Source organism: Caballeronia sp. dw_276, from assembly GCF_018449635.1.
Taxonomy (GTDB): Bacteria; Pseudomonadota; Gammaproteobacteria; order Burkholderiales; family Burkholderiaceae; genus Caballeronia.
This window is the reverse complement of sequence record NZ_JAAVUV010000015.1, coordinates 144282-164746: the sequence shown is the minus strand read 5'-3', so window position 1 is coordinate 164746 and position 20465 is coordinate 144282. Positions and strand designations below refer to the sequence as shown.

At 59.6% G+C, this 20465-nt stretch carries 19 protein-coding genes and 1 riboswitch; of the genes, 14 read left to right on the top strand and 5 right to left on the bottom strand.

Annotation, left to right across the window (positions count from 1 at the left end; all coding sequences use genetic code 11):
- Positions 1-13 precede the first annotated feature (13 nt).
- The gene (locus tag HB633_RS26895; protein WP_213781202.1) at positions 14-1714 is read right to left on the bottom strand and encodes an isovaleryl-CoA dehydrogenase; all 1701 of its coding nucleotides are present in this window, start codon (positions 1712-1714) and stop codon (positions 14-16) included.
- A 217-nt stretch (positions 1715-1931) separates the two neighbouring features.
- Here HB633_RS26895 and HB633_RS26890 point away from each other — a divergent pair, with 217 nt between their 5' ends.
- Positions 1932-3590 (top strand): OmpA family protein, encoded by a 1659-nt coding sequence (locus HB633_RS26890; protein WP_213781201.1) that lies wholly within the window; start codon positions 1932-1934, stop codon positions 3588-3590.
- A 105-nt stretch (positions 3591-3695) separates the two neighbouring features.
- Here HB633_RS26890 and HB633_RS26885 read toward each other — a convergent pair whose 3' ends face one another.
- Positions 3696-4649 carry a LysR family transcriptional regulator gene (locus HB633_RS26885; protein ID WP_213781200.1) on the bottom strand — a complete coding sequence of 318 codons (954 nt, stop codon included), beginning with the start codon at positions 4647-4649 and terminating at the stop codon, positions 3696-3698.
- Positions 4650-4851: 202 nt separating this feature from the next.
- Here HB633_RS26885 and HB633_RS26880 point away from each other — a divergent pair, with 202 nt between their 5' ends.
- The 5 genes from HB633_RS26880 (at position 4852) to metF (ending at position 8950) form a co-directional block, all read left to right on the top strand.
- Positions 4852-5247, top strand: coding sequence for a CidA/LrgA family protein (locus HB633_RS26880; protein ID WP_255581189.1), 396 nt, complete (start codon positions 4852-4854; stop codon positions 5245-5247).
- Between the two features lie 25 nt (positions 5248-5272).
- On the top strand, positions 5273-5995 hold the full coding sequence (locus tag HB633_RS26875; RefSeq protein ID WP_213781245.1) for an LrgB family protein: 723 nt from the start codon (positions 5273-5275) through the stop codon (positions 5993-5995).
- Between the two features lie 52 nt (positions 5996-6047).
- A riboswitch (S-adenosyl-L-homocysteine riboswitch) is annotated at positions 6048-6199 on the top strand.
- Positions 6200-6232: 33 nt separating this feature from the next.
- Positions 6233-7654, top strand: coding sequence for an adenosylhomocysteinase (ahcY, locus tag HB633_RS26870; protein ID WP_213781198.1), 1422 nt, complete (start codon positions 6233-6235; stop codon positions 7652-7654).
- A gap of 68 nt (positions 7655-7722) precedes the next feature.
- Positions 7723-8076: a phage holin family protein gene (locus tag HB633_RS26865; RefSeq protein ID WP_213781197.1), complete on the top strand. Its 354-nt coding sequence runs from the start codon at positions 7723-7725 to the stop codon at positions 8074-8076.
- A gap of 34 nt (positions 8077-8110) precedes the next feature.
- A complete protein-coding gene (gene metF, locus HB633_RS26860; protein ID WP_213781196.1) occupies positions 8111-8950 on the top strand; it encodes a methylenetetrahydrofolate reductase [NAD(P)H] in 840 nt (279 codons plus the stop codon).
- A gap of 62 nt (positions 8951-9012) precedes the next feature.
- On the opposite strand, the gene HB633_RS26855 is transcribed toward metF, so the two are convergent.
- Positions 9013-10014 (bottom strand): fimbrial protein, encoded by a 1002-nt coding sequence (locus HB633_RS26855; protein WP_213781195.1) that lies wholly within the window; start codon positions 10012-10014, stop codon positions 9013-9015.
- A gap of 455 nt (positions 10015-10469) precedes the next feature.
- Here HB633_RS26855 and HB633_RS26850 point away from each other — a divergent pair, with 455 nt between their 5' ends.
- From HB633_RS26850 to HB633_RS26815, 8 genes are all read left to right on the top strand, one after another.
- Positions 10470-12104, top strand: coding sequence for an ABC transporter substrate-binding protein (locus HB633_RS26850; protein WP_213781194.1), 1635 nt, complete (start codon positions 10470-10472; stop codon positions 12102-12104).
- Between the two features lie 113 nt (positions 12105-12217).
- A complete protein-coding gene (locus HB633_RS26845; RefSeq protein WP_213781193.1) occupies positions 12218-13228 on the top strand; it encodes an ABC transporter permease subunit in 1011 nt (336 codons plus the stop codon).
- Between the two features lie 4 nt (positions 13229-13232).
- Positions 13233-14150, top strand: coding sequence for an ABC transporter permease subunit (locus HB633_RS26840; protein ID WP_213781192.1), 918 nt, complete (start codon positions 13233-13235; stop codon positions 14148-14150).
- Positions 14147-15148, top strand: coding sequence for an ABC transporter ATP-binding protein (locus HB633_RS26835; RefSeq protein ID WP_213781191.1), 1002 nt, complete (start codon positions 14147-14149; stop codon positions 15146-15148). The genes HB633_RS26840 and HB633_RS26835 overlap by 4 nt, the downstream gene beginning before the upstream one ends.
- Positions 15145-16149, top strand: coding sequence for a peptide ABC transporter ATP-binding protein (locus tag HB633_RS26830; protein WP_213781190.1), 1005 nt, complete (start codon positions 15145-15147; stop codon positions 16147-16149). The genes HB633_RS26835 and HB633_RS26830 overlap by 4 nt, the downstream gene beginning before the upstream one ends.
- Positions 16142-17215: a TraB/GumN family protein gene (locus HB633_RS26825; RefSeq protein ID WP_213781189.1), complete on the top strand. Its 1074-nt coding sequence runs from the start codon at positions 16142-16144 to the stop codon at positions 17213-17215. The genes HB633_RS26830 and HB633_RS26825 overlap by 8 nt, the downstream gene beginning before the upstream one ends.
- A 109-nt stretch (positions 17216-17324) precedes the next feature.
- Positions 17325-18164 carry a hypothetical protein gene (locus HB633_RS26820; protein ID WP_213781188.1) on the top strand — a complete coding sequence of 280 codons (840 nt, stop codon included), beginning with the start codon at positions 17325-17327 and terminating at the stop codon, positions 18162-18164.
- Entirely contained in the window at positions 18165-18467 is a 303-nt protein-coding gene (locus HB633_RS26815) for a hypothetical protein (protein WP_213781187.1), read from the top strand.
- 186 nt (positions 18468-18653) lie between these two features.
- On the opposite strand, the gene HB633_RS26810 is transcribed toward HB633_RS26815, so the two are convergent.
- Together HB633_RS26810 and HB633_RS26805 are read right to left on the bottom strand one after the other, a co-directional pair.
- Positions 18654-19610 (bottom strand): DUF979 domain-containing protein, encoded by a 957-nt coding sequence (locus HB633_RS26810; RefSeq protein WP_213781186.1) that lies wholly within the window; start codon positions 19608-19610, stop codon positions 18654-18656.
- Positions 19607-20326, bottom strand: a complete 720-nt coding sequence (locus HB633_RS26805; protein ID WP_213781185.1) for a DUF969 domain-containing protein — start codon at positions 20324-20326, stop codon at positions 19607-19609. Before HB633_RS26805 ends, HB633_RS26810 begins: the two co-directional genes overlap by 4 nt.
- Positions 20327-20465: the final 139 nt, after the last annotated feature.

Genomic DNA, 20465 nt, shown 5'->3' with positions numbered 1-20465 from the left:
TCCTTCCCAAGTACTAGGCGGCAAACGCCCGCGCGATGATCGCCGCAAAATCAAACCGCGCCGGCAACGTGCCATATACGCGATTCGCGGTGCCGCGTGCATCGCCGAGACGGGTTTCGATGAACGCCGCCGACACTTCCGCCGGCGCGTGCTGCGCCAGCAACACCCCTTGCGCGGTCAGCACGAGCTGCTGCGCGATCCGCCGCGCCGATGCCTCGCGCGAAACCGCATCGTCCTGAAGCATCCCGAGCAGCGTGTTCAACGCGTCGCGCAACGCCGGATGCTCCTGCGCGACCGCACGCCACGAATCGAGCAACGCGCGCGCGGCTTCGGGTTCACGCTCGATCGCCCGCAACACGTCGAGGCACATCACATTGCCCGAGCCTTCCCAGATCGAATTCACCGGCGCTTCCCGATAAAACCGCGCCATCGGCCCCGTCTCGACGTAACCATTGCCGCCCCAGACTTCCATTGCTTCGCCGGTGAATTCGAGCGCGCGCTTGCAGACCCAGAACTTCGCGGCCGGCGTCACGATCCGCCGCCACGCGCGCTCCTCAGGCGCCGATGAATCCTCAAACGCGCCCGCGAGCCGCATGAACAACGTGGTCGCCGCTTCGGACTCCAGCGCGAGGTCGGCGAGCACGTTGCGCATCAGCGGTTGATCGACGAGCTTCGCCCCAAACGCACTTCGATGCCGCGCGTGGTGGATCGCGTGGATCAGCGCGGCGCGCATCAACGCCGCGCTGCCGATCACGCAATCGAGCCGCGTGAAGTTCGCCATTTCGATGATCGTCGGCACGCCGCGTCCCTCGTCGCCGATCATGATGCCGTAGGCATCGAGAAACTCGATTTCGCTGCTGACGTTCGAGCGGTTGCCGAGCTTGTCCTTCAGTTGCTGAATCTGAACCGCGTTTTTGGAACCATCGGGGGCGAAGCGCGGCACGTAGAAGCACGAGATCGGGCCTTTCTCATCGGCGCTTTCGCCGGTCCTCGCGAGTACGAGATGCGCGTCGCATTGCGGCGCGGAGAAGAACCATTTATGCCCGATCAGCCGATACTCTCCACCCCGTCCGCCCGCGCCCAACGCCATCGCGCGGGTCCGGTTGCTGCGCACATCCGAGCCGCCTTGTTTCTCGGTCATGCCCATGCCGATCATCATGGATTCCTTGCCGGCGTCGAGCGGGATATCGCGAGGATCGTGCTTGCGCGAAAGCAATTGCGCCTGCAGGCGCGCGTATAGCGCGGGTTCCTTCTGCAGGACCGGGATGCTCGCGAACGTCATGGTCAGCGGACACAACGATCCGCTTTCCAGTTGCGCGTGGAGAAAATATCCGGCGGCGCGCGCGGCCATGGCGCCGGGCCGCGGCTTGCCGGACGAACCGGATTCGAACGGCAACGCGTGCAAGCCTTGTTCACGCAACATTGAAAGCAGCGTATGCCACGCGGGATGAAACTCGATGGCATCCACACGCTCCCCGCGCGCGCTGAACGGATGATGTTCGGGCGCATGCCGGTTGGCGAGGTCGGCGAGCGCGAGGACGCCCGGTTGCGTCAGCGCACGGCCGTCGCGCACGAGCGTTTCGAGATGCCAGTCCGCGCCTTCGCGCCCGAGCGCGGCGATTAGCGCCGGGTCCCCGGTCATCGCGTCATAGCGCTCGAGCGGCGGCGCCTGGTTCGTGATTTCGTGGGTCTGGCCGTAGGTGGATGGGGTCATCGGTTACCTCCGTCGGAGTGAATATTTTGCTCCTAAAAGCCGCGCTTCGGATCGACCCGCCTAAACCGGGAGCCGTTGAGAACCGTCTTAATTATTCCGCCTTGAGGTATTTCCGATTTTTAGTCGGAAGTCCTTATCTCTTTAAACCCGAACCTATAATCGCCAATCCCATTCTGGGCGTTTGGCGACATCACGCAAGTAAGGAAAGGCAAATCAAATGAGCATCAATGTTATTCAGCTAGTACAGGGCGCTTTAACCGAAAGCGTGTTGCAGCAACTCGCCACTAAACTCGGCGTTGCGCCGGAAGCGGCAAAGCGCGTGGTCGGCATGATCGCGCCGGCAATGGTCGGTTCACTCATGAACAAGGCGTCGTCGCCGGAAGGCGCACGCGGCTTGTTCGCATCCATCATGTCACCGGATTCGAACGCGAACATTGTCGAGATGCTGCCGCAACTCGTGCACGGCGACGGCTTGCAATCGCTGCTCGCAGCGGGAACGCGACTCGCTTCGGGCGTCGCTTCCGAAGATCGCATCAACGGACTGAGCAGCGCAGTTGCCGCGAAAACCGGCGTGTCGGTAGGCGCTACGCACGCGCTTGGCGGCATTGTCACGACCGCATTGTTCGGCGTGCTGAAACACTACTTCTCGAAGTCCGGCGGCAACGTCGGTCAGTTGCCAACGCTCCTCGGCCATCAATTGCCAATGGTGAAGGCGAGCATGTCGGAAGACATCTCCAGCGCGCTGGGTCTTGGCGGCGCGGGCAGTTTCCTGACGGGCGTGGCGGCGCAATTGAAAGCGGTGTCGTCGCATCTGGAACATCCTTCTACGGCCGGCGGTTCGTCATCGGCTGCGAATTCATCGCTCGACAAGATCGTGATGGAAGAGAAGGCAGGATCGAAGAAATGGTGGTGGCTCGCAGTTGCCGCCGCGCTCGCATTGCTGGCCCTGCTGTTCGGCCGTAGCTGCACCAACCAGCAGCCCGTGACAGCCGCACCGGCTGAAGCGCCTGTGGTGAATTCGACCCCGGCAGTCGCAGCCTTGCCGGCATCGGAACCTGCTTCGGCGCCTGCTGCCGTCGCGGCTCCCGCTCCGACCAAGGACGCATTGCTGACGTTCACCGTCGACAAGCTCGGTGCACCGTCGATTCACGCCACCGTTGGCAGCGAAGAAGAAAAGGCCAAGCTGCTTGCCGCATTGACGGCGAAGTTTGGCGCGGATCATCTGAACGCGACCATCACGGTTGATCCGGACACGAAGCCCGCAAGCTGGCTCGACAAGCTCGACGGCCTGTTGCCGCTGATGCAATTGCCGGGCGCGGAAGCAAAGTTGTCGGGCGAAAAGATTGAACTGAGCGGTACGGCTGCGGACGTTCGCAACGGCTGGATGGACAAGCTCAAGTCGCTGTTCGGCGCAGGCTTCACCATTGGTACCTTCGACGTCAAGCAAGCAGTCGAAAACGCGAAGGACTCGTTCATGAGCGCGTTCTCGTCGCTGAATGATGACTGCGCCGCGGCAGATGTCGCCAAGGTGCTGAACCTGCAAGTCATCAACTTCCGCACCGGTTCGGACGTGCCGCCGCAAGACGCGCAACTGGCGCTGGCTAAATCGGCTCAGCTGTTGAAGTCGTGCCAGGACGCCGGCAAGACGGTCAAGCTGAACATTGGCGGTTACTCGGACAACGTTGGTCTGGCCAGCTCGAACCTGACTTTGTCGAAGAAGCGTGCTGAAGCAGTGCGCGCCTTCCTGGTCAAGCACGGTGTTTCCGCCGACGGTCTGACGGCACAAGGTTATGGCGACCAACACCCGATCGCCGATAACTCGACGGCCAGCGGACGTTTCGCTAACCGCCGTATCGACTTTGCGGTTCAAGAGTAATTGTGTGACCGGGCGTGTTTAAGTCCGGGTAGCAAAGCAGCAAAAAAACACCCGGTCGCGCGTGACGCGTGACCGGGTGTTTTTCGTTGTGTTTTGATCGGGCCGTTATCTCGATGAAGCGTCGCGCACCTGTGCAGGAAACCGGGCCGCCGCGCCTTGCAGGAAGTCATCGCCGAGATTGGCCGGCAATGCCTTTCGAGCGACTTCCAGCCACGCGCGCGCGGCGTTCGATAAATACCCGTTGCGCCGCCAGCCAACGGCCATGTCCCAGTGAATCTCCGGATCGACGACCGGCCGGCACGTAAACGCATTGATATCCAGCCGGCGGCAATACGGCGCCGGCAGCAATGCAATGCCAACACCGGCCTGCACCAGCGCCGCCATGAAATCCCAATGTCCACTGCGGCTAACAATAGTCGGTGAGAAACCCGCTTCGCGGCACGCGTTCAGAACCAGATCCGACAACGCAAGACTTTCGCCGTAGAAAACAAACGATTCCAACGCCAGATCGCCGAGCGGCACGTCAGTCATTGCGTCCCAGCGCGAACCCTTCTGCGCCACGAGCCACAGCAACTGCCGGCTGACAGGCATGACGTCGAACGTAGCAAGATCGACGGGTTCAAGCACACCGCCGAGTTCCAGTTCGCCGTCGATCAAAGCGGCTTCGATCGCTTTCGAACCACGCTCGAACAGTTTCAGCTCCACTTTGGGATAACGTTTCTTGAATGCGGCGATGGCCGGCGTGAACAGCGATCCGCCCATCGGCGGAATGCCGATTGTGAGCGTGCCGCGTCCGAGTTTGCCGAGATCGTTGAGTTCGGCTTCGAGTTGCGCGTGCGCCGCGAGTACTTCGAGTCCGCGCTGGTAGACGATCTGCCCGGCATCGGTCAGCACCATCTGGCGGCTTTCGCGCAGCAGCAGCGGCGAGCCGATTTCGTCCTCGAGCGATTTCACCATCTTGCTGATGGTCGGCTGCGTGACGAACATTTTCTCCGCCGCCGCAGTGAAGCTTTTTTGCTTCACCACCTCTACGAAGTACCGCAACGATCGCAACTCCATACACGCCCCTTTGATTCCACCTTGGAATGCGGTCGATAAGTTTAAGTCATTTTAATTATGTTTAGACGCACGCTATATTCGACTACAGGTTAACCCTTATTTCACCGCATCCGTTTGCAGCAGGCCCGTCATGATCGTTCTCGCCGCCATTTTGCCTTTTTCAAAATTTGTAACGCGCAGTCGGGCGCCCGCCAGCCGGTTCATGCGAATCGCGTTACAGAGCGCGGCGCTGGCGGGAATCTGGTTACTCGCCGACCTGGCCGCGCGCACGTTCCATTTGCCGGTTCCAGGCGGCGTGATCGGCTTGCTGGCGCTCCTCGCGCTGTTGTTTAGCGGCGGCATCGCACCGCGCTGGGTCAAGGCCGGCGCGGATTGGCTGTTGACCGACATGCTGTTGTTTTTCATCCCGGCCGCGGTCGCCGCGGTCCAATACGGCGGCCTGTTCCGCGAAGATGGCTGGCGGCTCGCGCTGGTCGTCGTGTTCGGCACGCTGATGGTCATGATCGCGGTGGCGTTTGCCGTGGAACAAGCCTCGAAGTTCGAGCGCCGGCTGGAACTGCGCCGCATCACGAGCGCTCGCCGGGCTGCCCGCGCCTGAGCCGAACAAGACAATGCTGCCCGCAATGCCGTACCTCCCCGAACCTCTTTTCTCCGATGCCGCCGGCAGCCTCATCGCGGCGGGTTGCTTCGTGTTGACGGTGGCGCTGTACTTTGCGCTCAAGCGCCTGTACGCCAGATTCCGCCGGCCTTTGCTCACACCCATGCTGACTGTTCCGGCCGTGCTCGTGATCATCGTCATGGCTGCACGGATTCCGTACACCGTTTATTTCGCCGATACCCGCTGGCTGATGTGGCTGCTAGGCCCGGCCACCGTGGCTTTTGCCGTGCCCATCTTTGAATACCGGCATCTTTTGAAAAAGCACTGGCTGTCGTTATCGGTTGGTGTGACGGTCGGGATTCTGGTGGGCGTAGGCGGGTCGCTCGCGCTCGCCAAATTGCTGCATTTGTCGCCGGAATTGCAGCGCAGCCTTTCCACACGGTCGGTTTCCACGCCTTTCGCGCTCGCCGTTTCCGACAAACTCCACGCGCCCAAGGATCTCACCGCGTTGTTCGTGATAGCCACGGGCGTGGTGGGCATGCTTTTCGGCGAAGTCGTGCTGGCGCTTGTGCCATTGCGCGCCCGGCTCGCTCGCGGCGCACTGTTTGGAGCCGCCGCGCACGGCGTAGGCACGGCGAAAGCGCGCGAACTCGGCAGTGAAGAAGGCGTGGTCGCCAGCCTGACAATGATGATTTCCGGCGTTGTCATGGTTTTGCTCGCGCCGTTACTCACCTTTTTGCCTTTCTGATCTCGCCGATAGCACTCACCGCGCGCCATCCCGATTTGCTACAATCCGATTTCGCTTCGAGGAGCGTTGCGACGGTTTGTATTACCACCCGGAAAACTTTCCGGAAAACCGCCAGGCTCGAAGCATTCAATCGGACGGAGCGACCAGCGCTGGTCATTAATCAAGCGCTTGTTGAACCACCGCATCGAACGGCGCTCACGTCAAATTTCTATGTTTCTTTTTAGAAAGGAGGGCGTGATGAACGCCGCAGTTCTCGATTCAAAAACCAACCAAGATTTCCTCGTCGCCGATATGTCTCTTGCCGCCTGGGGCCGCAAGGAACTGAACATTGCTGAAACGGAAATGCCCGGCCTCATGCAAACGCGCGAGGAATACAAGACGCAACAGCCGCTGAAAGGCGCGCGTATTGCCGGGTCGCTGCACATGACCATTCAGACCGGCGTGCTGATCGAAACGTTGACGGCTCTCGGCGCGGACGTGCGCTGGGCATCGTGCAACATCTTTTCGACGCAGGATCACGCTGCGGCCGCCATCGCTCAAGGCGGCGTGCCGGTGTTCGCGTTCAAGGGCGAATCGCTCGACGAATACTGGGAATTCTCCCACCGCATCTTCGAATGGCCGAACGGCGAATTCGCCAACATGATCCTCGACGACGGCGGCGACGCCACGTTGCTGCTGATCCTCGGCTCGAAGGCTGAAAAGGACCGCTCGGTCATCTCCAAGCCGGAAAACGAAGAAGAAGTCGCGCTGTACAAGTCGATCGCCGCTCATCTCGATATCGATCCGACGTGGTATTCCAAGCGCCTCGTGCACATTCAGGGCGTGACGGAAGAAACGACCACGGGCGTGCATCGTCTGTATCAGATGGAAAAGGAAGGGCGTCTGCCGTTCCCGGCCATCAACGTGAACGACTCGGTCACGAAGTCGAAGTTCGACAACCTGTATGGCTGCCGTGAATCGCTGGTCGACGGCATCAAGCGCGCGACCGACGTGATGATCGCGGGCAAGATCGCGGTCGTCGCAGGTTATGGCGACGTGGGCAAGGGTTGCGCGCAATCGCTGCGTGGTCTGGGTGCAACGGTGTGGGTCACGGAAATCGACCCGATCTGCGCGTTGCAGGCAGCAATGGAAGGGTATCGCGTAGTCACCATGGAATATGCCGCCGACAAGGCCGACATCTTCGTGACGGCGACGGGCAACTTCCACGTGATCGGCCACGATCACATGAAGGCGATGCGCAACAACGCGATCGTTTGCAATATTGGTCACTTCGACTCGGAAATCGACGTTGCATCCACGCGCCAGTACACGTGGGAAAACATCAAGCCGCAAGTCGACCACATCATTTTCCCCGATGGCAAGCGCGTGATCCTGCTGGCCGAGGGGCGCCTGGTGAACCTGGGTTGTGCAACGGGCCACCCGTCGTTCGTGATGTCGGCATCGTTCACGAACCAGACGATCGCTCAGATCGAACTGTTCGTGCACGGCGACAAGTACGAAAACAAGGTCTATGTTTTGCCGAAGCACCTTGATGAAAAGGTCGCGCGTCTGCATCTGGGGCGTATCGGCGCTGAACTGACCGTGCTGTCCGACTTCCAGGCGAAGTACATCAGCGTGGACAAGATGGGGCCGTTCAAGCCGAATCATTACCGCTATTAATCGTTAGGCTGCGCATGGGTTTTTTTGCAAGCCCATGCGCTCTGACTTCAAGTTCCAGGAGACCATCGATGTCCGTGTTGCTGACCTGGCTGATCAACGCGCTCGCGTTGTTGATCATCACTTACCTCGTGCCATCGATCCACATTCGCAGTTTCGGCACCGCGCTGATCGTGGCGATCGTGCTTGGGCTGATCAATACCTTCCTGCGTCCGCTGCTGGTGCTGCTCACGCTGCCGGTGACCATCCTCACGCTCGGGCTTTTTATCCTGGTCGTGAATGCGTTGTGCTTCTGGCTGTGTGCTTCCTTGCTCAAGGGCTTCGAGGTATCGGGTTTCTGGTCGGCGTTCATTGGTTCGATTCTTTACAGCATCGTGTCCTGGCTGCTGTCCGCGCTGATTCTTGGTCAGCGCACCTTCGGGTAATGCGTCAAACGCACGCGCCCGGTTAAAGATCATCATGAAACCGATCGAACTCTCATTCGAGTTCTTCCCGCCGAAAACGGCGGAAGGAATCGAGAAATTGCGCGCTACCGGCGCGCAGCTCAAGACGCTCAATCCGAAGTTCGTCTCCGTGACGTTCGGCGCGGGCGGTTCCACGCAGCAAGGCACGCTCGATACCGTGCTCGAGATGATGAAGCAGGGACTCGAGGCGGCGCCGCATTTGTCGTGCATCGGGTCATCGAAAGAAAGTTTGCGCGGGATTCTTGGCGCGTATCGCGAACATGGCATTCGGCATATCGTCGCGTTGCGCGGCGACTTGCCTTCGGGCATGGGCGAGGTTGGCGAGTTGCGCTATGCGTCGGAACTGGTGAGCTTCATTCGCGCCGAGCATGGCGACTGGTTCAACATCGAAGTCGCGGCGTATCCGGAATATCACCCGCAGGCGCGCTCGCCGAAGTCCGATTTGGATAACTTCGTGCGCAAGGTGCAGGCGGGTGCGAATTCGGCGATCACGCAGTACTTCTTCAATGCGGACGCGTATTTTCGTTTCGTCGATGACGCCCGCAAACTCGGCGTGGATGTTCCCATCGTGCCGGGCATCATGCCGATCACGAATTTCTCGCAACTGATGCGCTTCTCCGAGATGTGCGGCGCGGAAGTGCCGAAGTGGATTGCGCGCCGCCTGGAAAGTTTTGGCGATGATAAAGAAGCGATCCGCGCTTTCGGGCTGGATGTGGTGACCGGTTTGTGCGAACGGCTTGTTGCGGAAGGCGCGCCCGGGCTGCATTTTTATACGCTGAACGGCGCGGCCGCGAGCAAGACGATTTGCGAGCGGCTGAAGCTGCAGGGGAAGTAAAAGTCTGGTTTTACCCGCGCGGCGTTCGTCGCGCGGTTCTTGATTTTCCGGGTCACTCCGCCTTAGTTATATTCCATAGTGAACGTCGCGTTCGAATCTGCTGTGCCCGGCGTTCTGTGCGGCGCGATCGGCACGTAGCGAGCGCTGAAGTTGAACTTGTTGATACCATCCGGCGCGGCAGCGGCCAGCGGCATCATTTTTCCGAACGTGATTGGTCTGGGCGACGAGTCAAGAATCTGCAATCCGATACCGGTCGCCACACCCGGTTCGTCTCGGAGCTGCAAGACTGTGTCGTTGCCGATCACCGTTGTGCCGTCGAACTGGATCGATATGTTGGGACTCGCGGAGCATGTCATCTCAATCGTGAACGCTTTCGACGCAGCGGGCGATGAAAACACCACATCGGGCAATTTGACGGTGCCCAGATCCACAACAAGACGAGACGTGGTCACGCTGCAGGTTTTGAGCGCGGAAGTACCTTTGACGGTCAGTGTCGTTATGGTCAACGGGCTCGATTGGCCAGATTGGTCGCTGACTACAAGGAGCGGAGTGGTCAGCTGCAACACACCGCCTTCAAGGCCCGGCGCTGTGCGGACGAAATCGAGCTGGATGTAGTTGTATCCGGCACCGAACACCCCGCTGGCCAGGTTTTGGACGGGTAGCTGATACGGAACGACCTTTGGCGTGGTGGGCATTCCGTAATATCCGCCGCCAACTCCAATTGTGATTTGGCCCTGTGTCCAGACGTAGATGCGTATGCCTATGCCCTGGAGATTCGTGTCGTACACGTCTGTAAAACCCGCGGATAGCGCGCCCGGCGCGGGGTAAGTAAGCAACGTTTGGCTTCCGCAAGCACCGGTCGAATTCGAGCCATATGCAGTCCATTTCCCCTGCATCGTTTTAATGACCGAACCGACCGCAACAACACTTCCCGTTCCGATGTTGATCGTCCCAACGTCTATCGTCAGCGTTGCGGGATTGGAAATGCATGCCGCAGCTGCGCCCGTATGCCAGCTTGAAACAATACAGAGTACCGCTAGCCACTTCCCGGAAAGATGCCACATGATTTCTCCGATTTGAATCCAGATTGTTATTAATGTGTTTTCGAAAACGAGCGATCGAAGAAGATCGAGATAGTCGACTATATGCATATTTGGAAGTTAGAAAGCGGCTTTCCCACTTCATGGACACGAGTTAATCAGTCAACGATATAAACAAATGAACCACCGCAGAAAACGAGTCAATGCGGGTAAATAAAAAATTCGACCGAGTCGAATTTCGGTTCAATCGATTGTTCTATACCAATAGGCGACGAAGCGCCGATAGCACGAAGATGCAACGCCACGAATCCATTCCCACCGCCGTTTGCGCGCCCCAACGCCTTCGTCCCCTATCACCCCTGGTAATATGCTATTACCAGACACATTCCCTCCGATAATTTCGTCGCCTTGTTCCTCCCGGCAAAGCTCAGTAATATCGCGCTACGCCGGTTTTAGCCGGCACAAGACCTGGAGGAAACATGAAGAAAATTGGCCTGTTGCGAGCTGCCCATCTGTCGATGGCCGTCAGCGCCGCCATCGCGGCATCGCTCGTAACCGCGAGCGTCGCCCACGCGGCACCCATCCCCAACAAAACGCTCGTCTACTGCTCAGAAGGCAGTCCGGCCGGTTTCGACCCCGCCCAGTACACAACGGGCACGGATTTCACCGCGAACACGTTCACGGTCTTCAACCGCCTCGTTGAATTCGAACGCGGCAGCACAAAGGTAGAGCCGGGCCTCGCTGAAAAGTGGGATGTGTCGGCCGATGGCCTGACCTACACGTTCCATCTGCGCCACGGCGTGAAGTTCCAGACCACGTCGTTCTTCAAGCCGACGCGCGAATTCAATGCGGACGACGTGCTTTTCACGTTCAACCGCATGCTCGATCCGAACCAGCCGTTCCGCAAGGCGTACCCGGCATCGTTCCCGTATTTCACTGACATGGGTCTCGACAAGCTGATCACGAAGATCGAAAAGGTCGATCCGTACACGGTCAAATTCACGCTGAAAGAAGTAAATGCGCCATTCATCCAGAACATGGCGATGGAATATGCATCGATTCAATCCGATGAATATGGCCAGCAATTGCTGAAGGCCGGCAAGGCGTCGGACATTAATCAGCAACCAGTCGGCACGGGTCCGTTTATTTTCCGCAGCTATACGAAAGACGCGACCATTCGTTTCGACGGTAATCCTGATTATTGGAAAGCGGGCGCCGTCAAAATCTCCAAGCTGATTTTCTCGATCACGCCGGATGCCGCCGTTCGCGTGCAAAAGCTGAAGAGCAACGAATGCCAGGTGATGAGCTATCCGCGTCCGGCTGACATTGCGCCGCTGAAGGCCGATGCCAATCTCGACACACCGTCGTCGGCCGGCTTCAATGAAGGCTACGTGGCGTACAACGTGACGAAGAAGAACGTCGACAACGTCGATGTCCGCCGCGCGCTCGACATGGCGATCAACAAGAAGGCGATCATCGAATCGGTGTATCAAGGCGCAGGACAACCCGCGAACGCGCCGATGCCGCCGACGCAATGGTCCTACGACAAGAACCTGAAGCTCCCCGCCTACGACACCGCCAAAGCCAAGGCGCTGCTTGCAAAGGCCGGCTTCCCGAATGGTTTCGAGATCACGTTGTGGGCCATGCCGGTCCAACGTCCGTACAACCCGAACGCGCGTTTGATGGCCGAGATGATCCAGGCCGACTGGGCGAAGATCGGCGTGAAGGCGAACATCACGTCGTACGAGTGGGGCGAATACATCAAGCGCGCCCACGCCGGCGAACATGACGCCATGCTGATTGGCTGGACGGGCGACAACGGCGATCCGGATAACTGGCTCGGCACGCTGCTCGGCTGCGAAGCGGTGAATGGCAGCAACTTCTCGCACTGGTGCTACAAGCCGTTCAACGACCTGGTGATCAAGGGCCGCAACACGCCCGATCAGGCGCAGCGCACGCAGGCCTATACGCAAGCGCAGCAGATTTTCGCTGAGCAACTGCCGTTCTCGCCGATCGCTCACTCGACGGTTTATCAGCCCACCAGCAAGAAGGTCACGGGCATGAAGATCGAACCGTTGGGCTATTTGCGCTTTGACGGCGTGGGCGTGCAGTAAGCTTCGCGCGGTACGCTTCTTGCACGAAAAATATAACTAGTCGAAAAGGTCCGGCGACAAGGGTCACAAGCCCGCGTCGCCGGTCGCATTTTTCCTCCCCAAAGAGACGAACCATGTTCCGATTCGTTCTGCGACGCATAGGCATGGTGATTCCGACGTTTATCGGCATCACGATCCTGGCCTTCGCACTCATCCACCTGATCCCGGGCGATCCTATCGAAGTCATGATGGGCGAGCGCGGCGTGGACCCGGCAATGCATGCCGAAGCCATGAAGCGGCTCGGGCTCGACCTGCCGCTGCCTGTTCAGTATTTCCACTATGTCGGACACGCGCTGAAAGGCGACCTCGGCATGTCGATCATCACCAATACCAGCGTGATGGGCGAATTCCTCGGCCGCTTCCCGGCCACCTTGGAACTTGCTTTCTGCGCGATGATCTTCGCCCTCGTCGTGGGGTTGCCCGCAGGCGTGGCCGCTGCGCTCAAGCGCGGCACGGTTGTCGATCATGGCGTGATGGGCACGGCGCTCACCGGCTATTCCATGCCGATCTTCTGGTGGGGCTTGATCCTCATCATGTTCTTTTCGGCGAAGCTGGGCTGGACGCCGGTTTCCGGGCGTATCGCGGTGGAATACGACATTCCGCACCGCACGGGCTTCATGTTGTGGGACGCACTTTTCTCCGAAGATGAAGGTGCGTTCAAGTCCGCCGTCAGCCATCTGATCTTGCCGACCATCGTGCTGGGCACCATTCCGCTGGCGGTGATCGCACGGATGACGCGTTCATCGATGCTCGAAGTCTTGCGCGAGGACTACATCCGCACGGCGCGCGCCAAGGGTCTTGCGCCCGGACGCGTGGTGATCGTGCATGCGTTGCGCAACGCGCTGATTCCCGTGGTCACCGTGATCGGCTTGCAGGTCGGCACGCTGCTCGCGGGCGCGGTGCTGACCGAGACCTTGTTCTCGTGGCCGGGCGTGGGCAAATGGCTGATCGATGCCATCAGCCGACGCGATTATCCCGTCGTGCAGGGCGGTATCCTGATGATCGCGACGCTCGTCATTCTCGTGAATCTAATCGTCGACTTGTTGTACGGCGTGCTGAATCCGCGCATTCGCCATACGAGGTAAGCCGATGGCCGACATTCAAAACAACCCCGGCGCTTTGGCGCCCATCCCAGGCGGCCGCTTTCTGGCGGGCCGCGAATTCTGGGCAAACTTCTCACGCAATCGTGGCGCGGTCGTGGCCGGCGCGATCGTGCTGATCCTTGTGTTTATCGCGATATTCGCGCCGTTGATCGCGCCGCATAGTCCGATCGAGCAATATCGGGATAACGTCAAGATTCCGCCTGCGTGGCTCGCCGGCGGCAATTGGCGATTCGTTCTCGGCACCGATGAAGCCGGCCGCGACATCCTCTCGCGCCTGATGTACGGCGCGCGGCTGTCGTTCTGGATCGGCTTTGTGTCGGTGGTGCTGGCGCTGATTCCGGGCGTCGTGCTCGGGTTGATCGCGGCGTTTTTCCAGAAATGGCTCGATACCCCCATCATGCGCATCATGGATGTGCTGCTTGCATTGCCTTCGCTGTTGCTGGCGGTTGCGGTGGTCGCGATCATCGGACCGGGGCTGGTCAATACGATGCTCGCCATCGCGATCGTCGCGTTGCCGGGATACGTGCGTCTGACGCGCGCTGCGGCGCTTGGCGAATTGCAACGCGAATACGTGACGGCGTCGCGCGTGGCCGGTGCCGGCACCGTGCGGCTGATGTTCTCGCAAGTGTTGCCGAACTGCGCTGCGCCGTTGATCGTGCAGGCGACGCTGGGCTTTTCATCGGCGATTCTGGATGCCGCCGCGCTCGGCTTTCTCGGTCTCGGCGTTCAGCCGCCGGCCGCGGAGTGGGGCGCGATGCTGGCGTCGGCACGGGATTACATCGAAAGCGCGTGGTGGATCGTGACCATGCCCGGGTTGTCCATCCTGATTTCGGTGCTGGTCATCAATCTGCTCGGCGACGGTCTGCGCGACGCGCTCGACCCCAAACTCAAGCGGATGGCATGACCATGGAAGATCTCCTCACTATCCGCAATCTTGCCGTGAGTTTTAACGGCCTGCCCGCAGTCGACCGCATCGATATCTCCGTGAAACCCGGCGAAGTGGTTGGCGTTGTCGGCGAATCGGGTTCCGGCAAAAGCGTCACGATGATGGCCTTGATGGGTCTGATCGACGCGCCCGGAATCGTCACCGCCGATCAGGTCACGTTCAACGGCATCGACTTGTTGAAGGCGTCGGCGCGGCAACGCAGGAAGATCATTGGCAAGGACATTGCGATGGTTTTCCAGGACGCGTTGTCGAGCCTGAATCCGAGCTATACGGTCGGGTATCAGATCAAGGAAGTTTTGAAGCTCCACGAAGGCTTGCGTGGATCGAAGCTGCATCAACGCGCCTTGGAACTGCTCGACCAGGTCGGCATTCCCGATGCAAAAAGCCGTATCGATGCCTTCCCGCATCAGATGTCGGGCGGCATGAACCAGCGCGTGATGATTGCAATGGCCGTTGCATGCAACCCGAAGCTCCTGATCGCCGATGAACCCACGACCGCGCTCGACGTCACCATCCAGGCGCAGATCATGGAGTTGCTGGTGAAGCTGCAGAAGGAGCGCGGAATGGCGCTCGTGCTGATTTCGCATGATCTCGCTGTCGTGTCGGAGGTCGCGCAGCGCGTGGCCGTGATGTACGCGGGCGAGATCATCGAAACGAATCACGTGCCGACGATCTTCAGCGAGCCGCATCATCCGTACACGGAAGCGTTGCTTGCCGCGATCCCCGAGCATAGCCGCGGCGCCGAGCGTCTCGCGGCGTTGCCGGGCATGGTGCCAGGCCGTGATGATCGGCCGGTCGGATGCCTCTTCGCGCCACGCTGCAAATATGCCGTCGAAGATTGCCGTAAGGCCCGTCCGGCGCTCTTTCAACTCGCCCCAAACGATCCCGCTGTCCGCGCGCGCTGCATCAAGCCGCTGAACATGGAACTCGTGGCAGAACACGGAGGCGCGCAATGAACGCAGTTCCTCAAGTAGCGGCTCAAGATACCGTCCTCGTCGCCGATAAACTCACCAGGCACTACAGCGTCAAGCGCAGCATGTTTGCGCAAGGCACGGTGAAGGCGCTGAACGGCGTGTCGTTCTCGCTTCAGCGCGGCAAGACGCTTGCCGTCGTCGGCGAATCGGGCTGCGGCAAATCGACGCTGGCGCGCCAGTTGACGATGATCGAAGCGCCTACATCGGGCCGATTGTTGATCGATGGCGAAGATGTGGCGGACGCGAACCGCGCGAAGATCGCGGATTTGCGCCAACGCGTGCAGATGGTGTTTCAGAATCCGTTTGCTTCGCTAAATCCGCGCAAGACGGTCGAGCAAACGCTCGGCGAGCCGCTCGCGATCAACACGAAGTTGACCGCGAGCGAGCGCGCCGAGCGCATCGCGCACATGATGCGCACGGTCGGGCTTCGGCCGGAACATGCGGCGCGGTATCCGCACATGTTCTCGGGCGGGCAGCGCCAGCGTGTGGCGATCGCGCGTGCGATGATTCTCGACCCGCAGATTCTCGTCGCCGATGAACCCGTCTCCGCGCTGGATGTATCGATCCAGGCGCAGATCCTGAATTTGTTCATGGATCTGCAACAGCAGTTCGGAACGAGTTATGTGTTCATCTCGCACAACTTGTCGGTGGTGGAACATATCGCCGACGACGTCATGGTGATGTATTTTGGCGGTGTTGCCGAACTCGGGGACAAAGCAACCATCTACGCACGGCCGCGGCATCCGTACACGCGCGCGCTGATGTCGGCGACACCTGCTTTGTTCGAAGAAGACCGGCGCATCAAGATCCGGCTGCAAGGCGAAATGCCGTCGCCGCTGAACCCTCCATCAGGTTGCACATTTCATCAGCGCTGCCCGTATGCAATCGATAAATGCCGCGTGGAAGAACCGGCGCTGCGTTTCGTTGATGGGCGGCACGTTTCGTGTCACCGCGCCGAGGAGGTCGGGGAGATCGATGCCTGACACGACGGCGGCGCGGCACATCGCGCGCCGCTTTGCTGGTTTTATCGTTGTAATGGCTTCGTGTTGTTCGGCGCCGGCTTTCGCCTTGACGGGCGTGGCGGCGCCGCCCACGCCCTCCGCGGCGCCTTCTGCATCATTGCCCGGTTTGCGTGTGCCATCGCCGCGCCCCGCGGCACCGGATATCACCGACCGTTCCGACGGCACTACCGCGAGCGGCCCGGTCCGGGCGCAACCGGCGCATATGCCGTTCTACGTCGCCACGCGCGGCCAGACCACCATCTATGTGCTCGGCACGCTGCATGTGGGATATCCGGACGACTATCCGGCCAGCATGCCGTTTCGAAAGCCGATACTCGGCGCGCTGGATGCATCGCCCACTCTGGCGCTCGAAATCTCGCCCGATGACCTGCTTGTATCGCAAGATGAAGTCAGCAAGTACGGCACGTGCCGCGTGCCTTGCCTGCAGCGCGCATTGCCCGATGCGCTGTGGAAACGCCTGGAAGCGCGCTTGCGCAACAACCCAGCCATGTTCGCGGATATCAGCCGGTCGCGTCCGTGGCTTGCATCGATGCTGGTTGAAACCGTCGATACGATCAAGGCCGGTTTCCAGACCGAATACGGTTCCGAGACGCAATTGCAGAACGTGTATTTGCGGCCACGCGGACGTGTGGTTGGGCTTGAGACGATCAGCGAGCAGATATCGGCATTCACGCGGCTGACGCAGGCGCAGCAGCGCGAAATGCTCGCGCAGGATCTCGCGCAGACGCCGGCGGAAAATGTCGCCGATGTGAAGGAGCTGCACCGTTTATGGCGCATTGGCGATGCCGATGCGCTCAAGGCCTGGGACGATGCCAAGACGGAAAAGATCGCCCGGTCGAAGGCGCTTGCGGCGCAGATCGATAACCGCGTGGTTTATGACCGGAATTATCGGTTTGTCGCGCGGACGGTGCTGCTGGCGGCGCCGAACAAGCCGATTTTTGTGGCTATCGGAGCGTTGCATCTGGGGGGGAAACGGGGGGTGCTGGAGTTGTTGCGTCGGCGGGGGTTTGTGGTCGAGCCAGCGTAGGGGTTTAGAGTGCGCCATCAGATCATGATGCTTTTCCGTGCGGTTTTTGAGATGGGCGCGTGGAAAAGTGCGTTAGCGTAACGAGCGTTACAACAACGAAATAATCAGGATGACGACCGAATTAACGCGTTACAACGGCTACCGCTACGTGATGCGCAAGGCGCAACGTTTCAGCTTTAGCGATGACGCCGATAAAACGAAGGCGGGGCGCGCCATGCTGATGGGCGCGGACATGCACATATGGGAATCGAACGCGGCGCTTGTGGAGCGCGTCGAGTCGTTCTTGAGGGGCGGCTTTTCGTGGTATTCGCAATCGGACAAAAGCGCGCGGGACACGCTGCGAACGTTGCTTCCCTACGTGCGCGATGGCGCGGTCGATATCCTGCAGGAAGACGGCGCGACAACGAACGCGTTCGAGAACGGCGGCTTTACGCTTGATCCGCCAGCGCGACAAGATAGACCGGATACGCCGCCGTTCGATTACAACGCGCTCTTGGATGCGGATCGTGAATCGCTGCGTAGATACAACGCGGCAATCGACGAGCGTATCGAGCGGGAAGCGCGGTTGAGTCCGTCGCATTTCGAAACCGTGGAAGAGTCGGAAATGCCGTTCCTTCTATCGGTCGTGGGTATGGTCGCGCGTAGCGCGAATCTCGAACGTGAAGCGATGCAAAAGGCCGCGTCCGTCTTTAACGAGATTGCAGACAAGGTGAGCACACCGCTAGGCGATGCCGTACCGTTTGAGTACGCGAAAAGCGCGACGGGCAATGATGTATTGTCTATTGCGGCGCGCGGCGTGAGTGAATCGCATGAAGCACAATGCTTTGCAGATTACGAAAACGACTTAGAAATATGCAATTTTGCGGGTGCGTTGTATAAAGACCCGCGTACTTTTGCACTGTGCAAACAGAGAGCGTTCTCTAATTACCAGACCTGTCGAGGTTACTAGATGAATTTACGATACTTGCTTACCGGCTACGATCCAGCTACAAAAACACTTCGCCAATTTTTTGTATCGGAAAACGCGATCAATGGTATTGATGACGCACAGAAACGGGCACTTATCGAAGTTCCTGCGGACGATGAGAATGTGCTCGATGACGAAGCAGCGCGAAGAATCGGCGGAATGGTTTTAATGTCTTTAGTTTCGCAATATCCCGAACTGCGCCCACTCGCGTTGATAACCGACGGCAACGGAAAAACGTTAATGGAGCGAACGGACGGGGGCCGAAAGTCGCCGTTTGAGCCGTAGACGCGCCGCCAAGCATTTAGCGCATCGGCCCGCATACGTGCGAGCCTGTTTGTATTGGCGGCGGCGCGGCGTCGTCACTCGCCGCCCGGTTCTCATGGAAAACGGAATGCATGAAGCCCGGAAAAGCAATTCGGCGCCGACTCCGAGCACATCCTCACAAACCACAATCCCCGCCGCGCCCCGTCCTCAAATAAACATCAGCCAGTTCAACAAGAAGATATTCACGACCAGCAATGAGAGAGCCGTCGGCACCTGCACCTTGATCACCGCATTCTTATCGGGTAACTCGAGCAACGCCGCCGGCACCATATTGAAGTTAGCGGCCATCGGCGTCATGAGCGTTCCGCAATAACCGCAGAACATGCCGATAGCGACCATCGTCGCGGGATTGCCGTGGAACACGCCGACCAGAATCGGCACGCCCACGCCCCCGGTCATCACAGGAAACGCCGCGAAGCCGTTGCCCATGACCATCGTGAAGAGCGCCATGCCGACGCAATACACCGCGACCGCGACCAAGCGATAGTCCAGGTTCACATAAGCCGTCGTCACGTGCGCGACCGCCTTGCCCACGCCCGCATCCGAGAACACCAGCCCAAGCATGCCGAGCATTTGCGGCAACACAGCCGCCCATGAAAGGGCATCGACGAGACGGCGCGTTTCCTTCATCGACTGACCGACGGTATCGCGTGTCATTACGCAAGCCACAGCCAGCGCGACGATACAACCAATCCCAAAGCCCATCAGCGTGACGTTCTTCGGGTCGAGCAGCGGCTTGCCGCCGAACACCAGATGGCTTGCGGCCAGCGTCAATACAACGGTCACCACCGGAATGGTCAGCGCCGGCACAAAGAGCTTGTTGCCGAGACGAATTGCGGTTTTGCGACGTGTTTCTTCCGAGAGCATTTTGGGCTTGGCGGCCGTGACGCCTCCCAAACCGGCAATCAGCGCCATCGCTACAACCAGCCCGCCAACGACATTCGCCGGCAACCAGTCGCCGATCAGAAAAATCAGCGCATAAACCAGCCAGAACGTGCCGGCGGTGAGACGGCGCGGATGGGTTTTATCGACGTAGATCATGCCCGCGACAATCACGAGCACCACGCCGAGCAAATAGAACAGGTAGTTGATCGTGAGCGTCATGCTGTTTCTCCGCGAACGTTCTTGGTGAGCGCGCCGAGTTCGCGAGTCAGTCGCCGATCGAGCAGCCAGAGCCGGAAACCGTGGATCAGGAACGCGCAGATCGCGGTCGGAATACCCCAGACGGCGACATGCAATGGTTCGACCACGATGCCCGCTTCACGCAAAAAGGTAGTCATCAGCACGATGGCGCCGAACGCCACGAAAATGTCCTCGCCGAAGAACAGGCCGACGTTGTCCGTCGCGGCGGAATACGCGCGCAGTTTGTAACGGGTTTCATCGGAGATCTTGCCGTAGCGGGCTTCGGCCGCGCCTTCGGCCATGGGCGCGAGCAGCGGTCGCACCATCTGCGGATGGCCGCCCAGGCCGGTCAGGCCAACGGCGGCGGTGAGTTCGCGTATCAGCAAATAGACGATCAACAGACGCCCGACCGTCGCGGCCTTGATGCCCGAGATCCAGATCTGCGCGCGCTCACGCAGCCCGTGTCGTTCGAGCAAGCCGATCACGGCGAGCGGCAGCAAGATGATCAGCGGGATATTGCGCGTCTTCAAAAACCCCGTGCCGATGGCAGTAAGAATGCGATCGATCGGAAAATGCGCCGCCAGCCCGGTGACGATGGCGGCGGCGGCCACGATCAGCATCGGATTGAAGCGCAGGATGAATCCCACGATGATGACGGCCACTCCGATCAGCGGCCATAGATTGACTGCGGTTCCCATTCAGATCTCCAAAGCTCGGGTGATTGACTTGCCGCCGCTGGACGGGCCGCTTGCTTTGAGTGGCCCATTCCATCGGCTCGACGAAAAGCGGTTCTATGGCCGCTTGCTAAAACGCCTCGTGTTGACCCGAGGCGTTTAA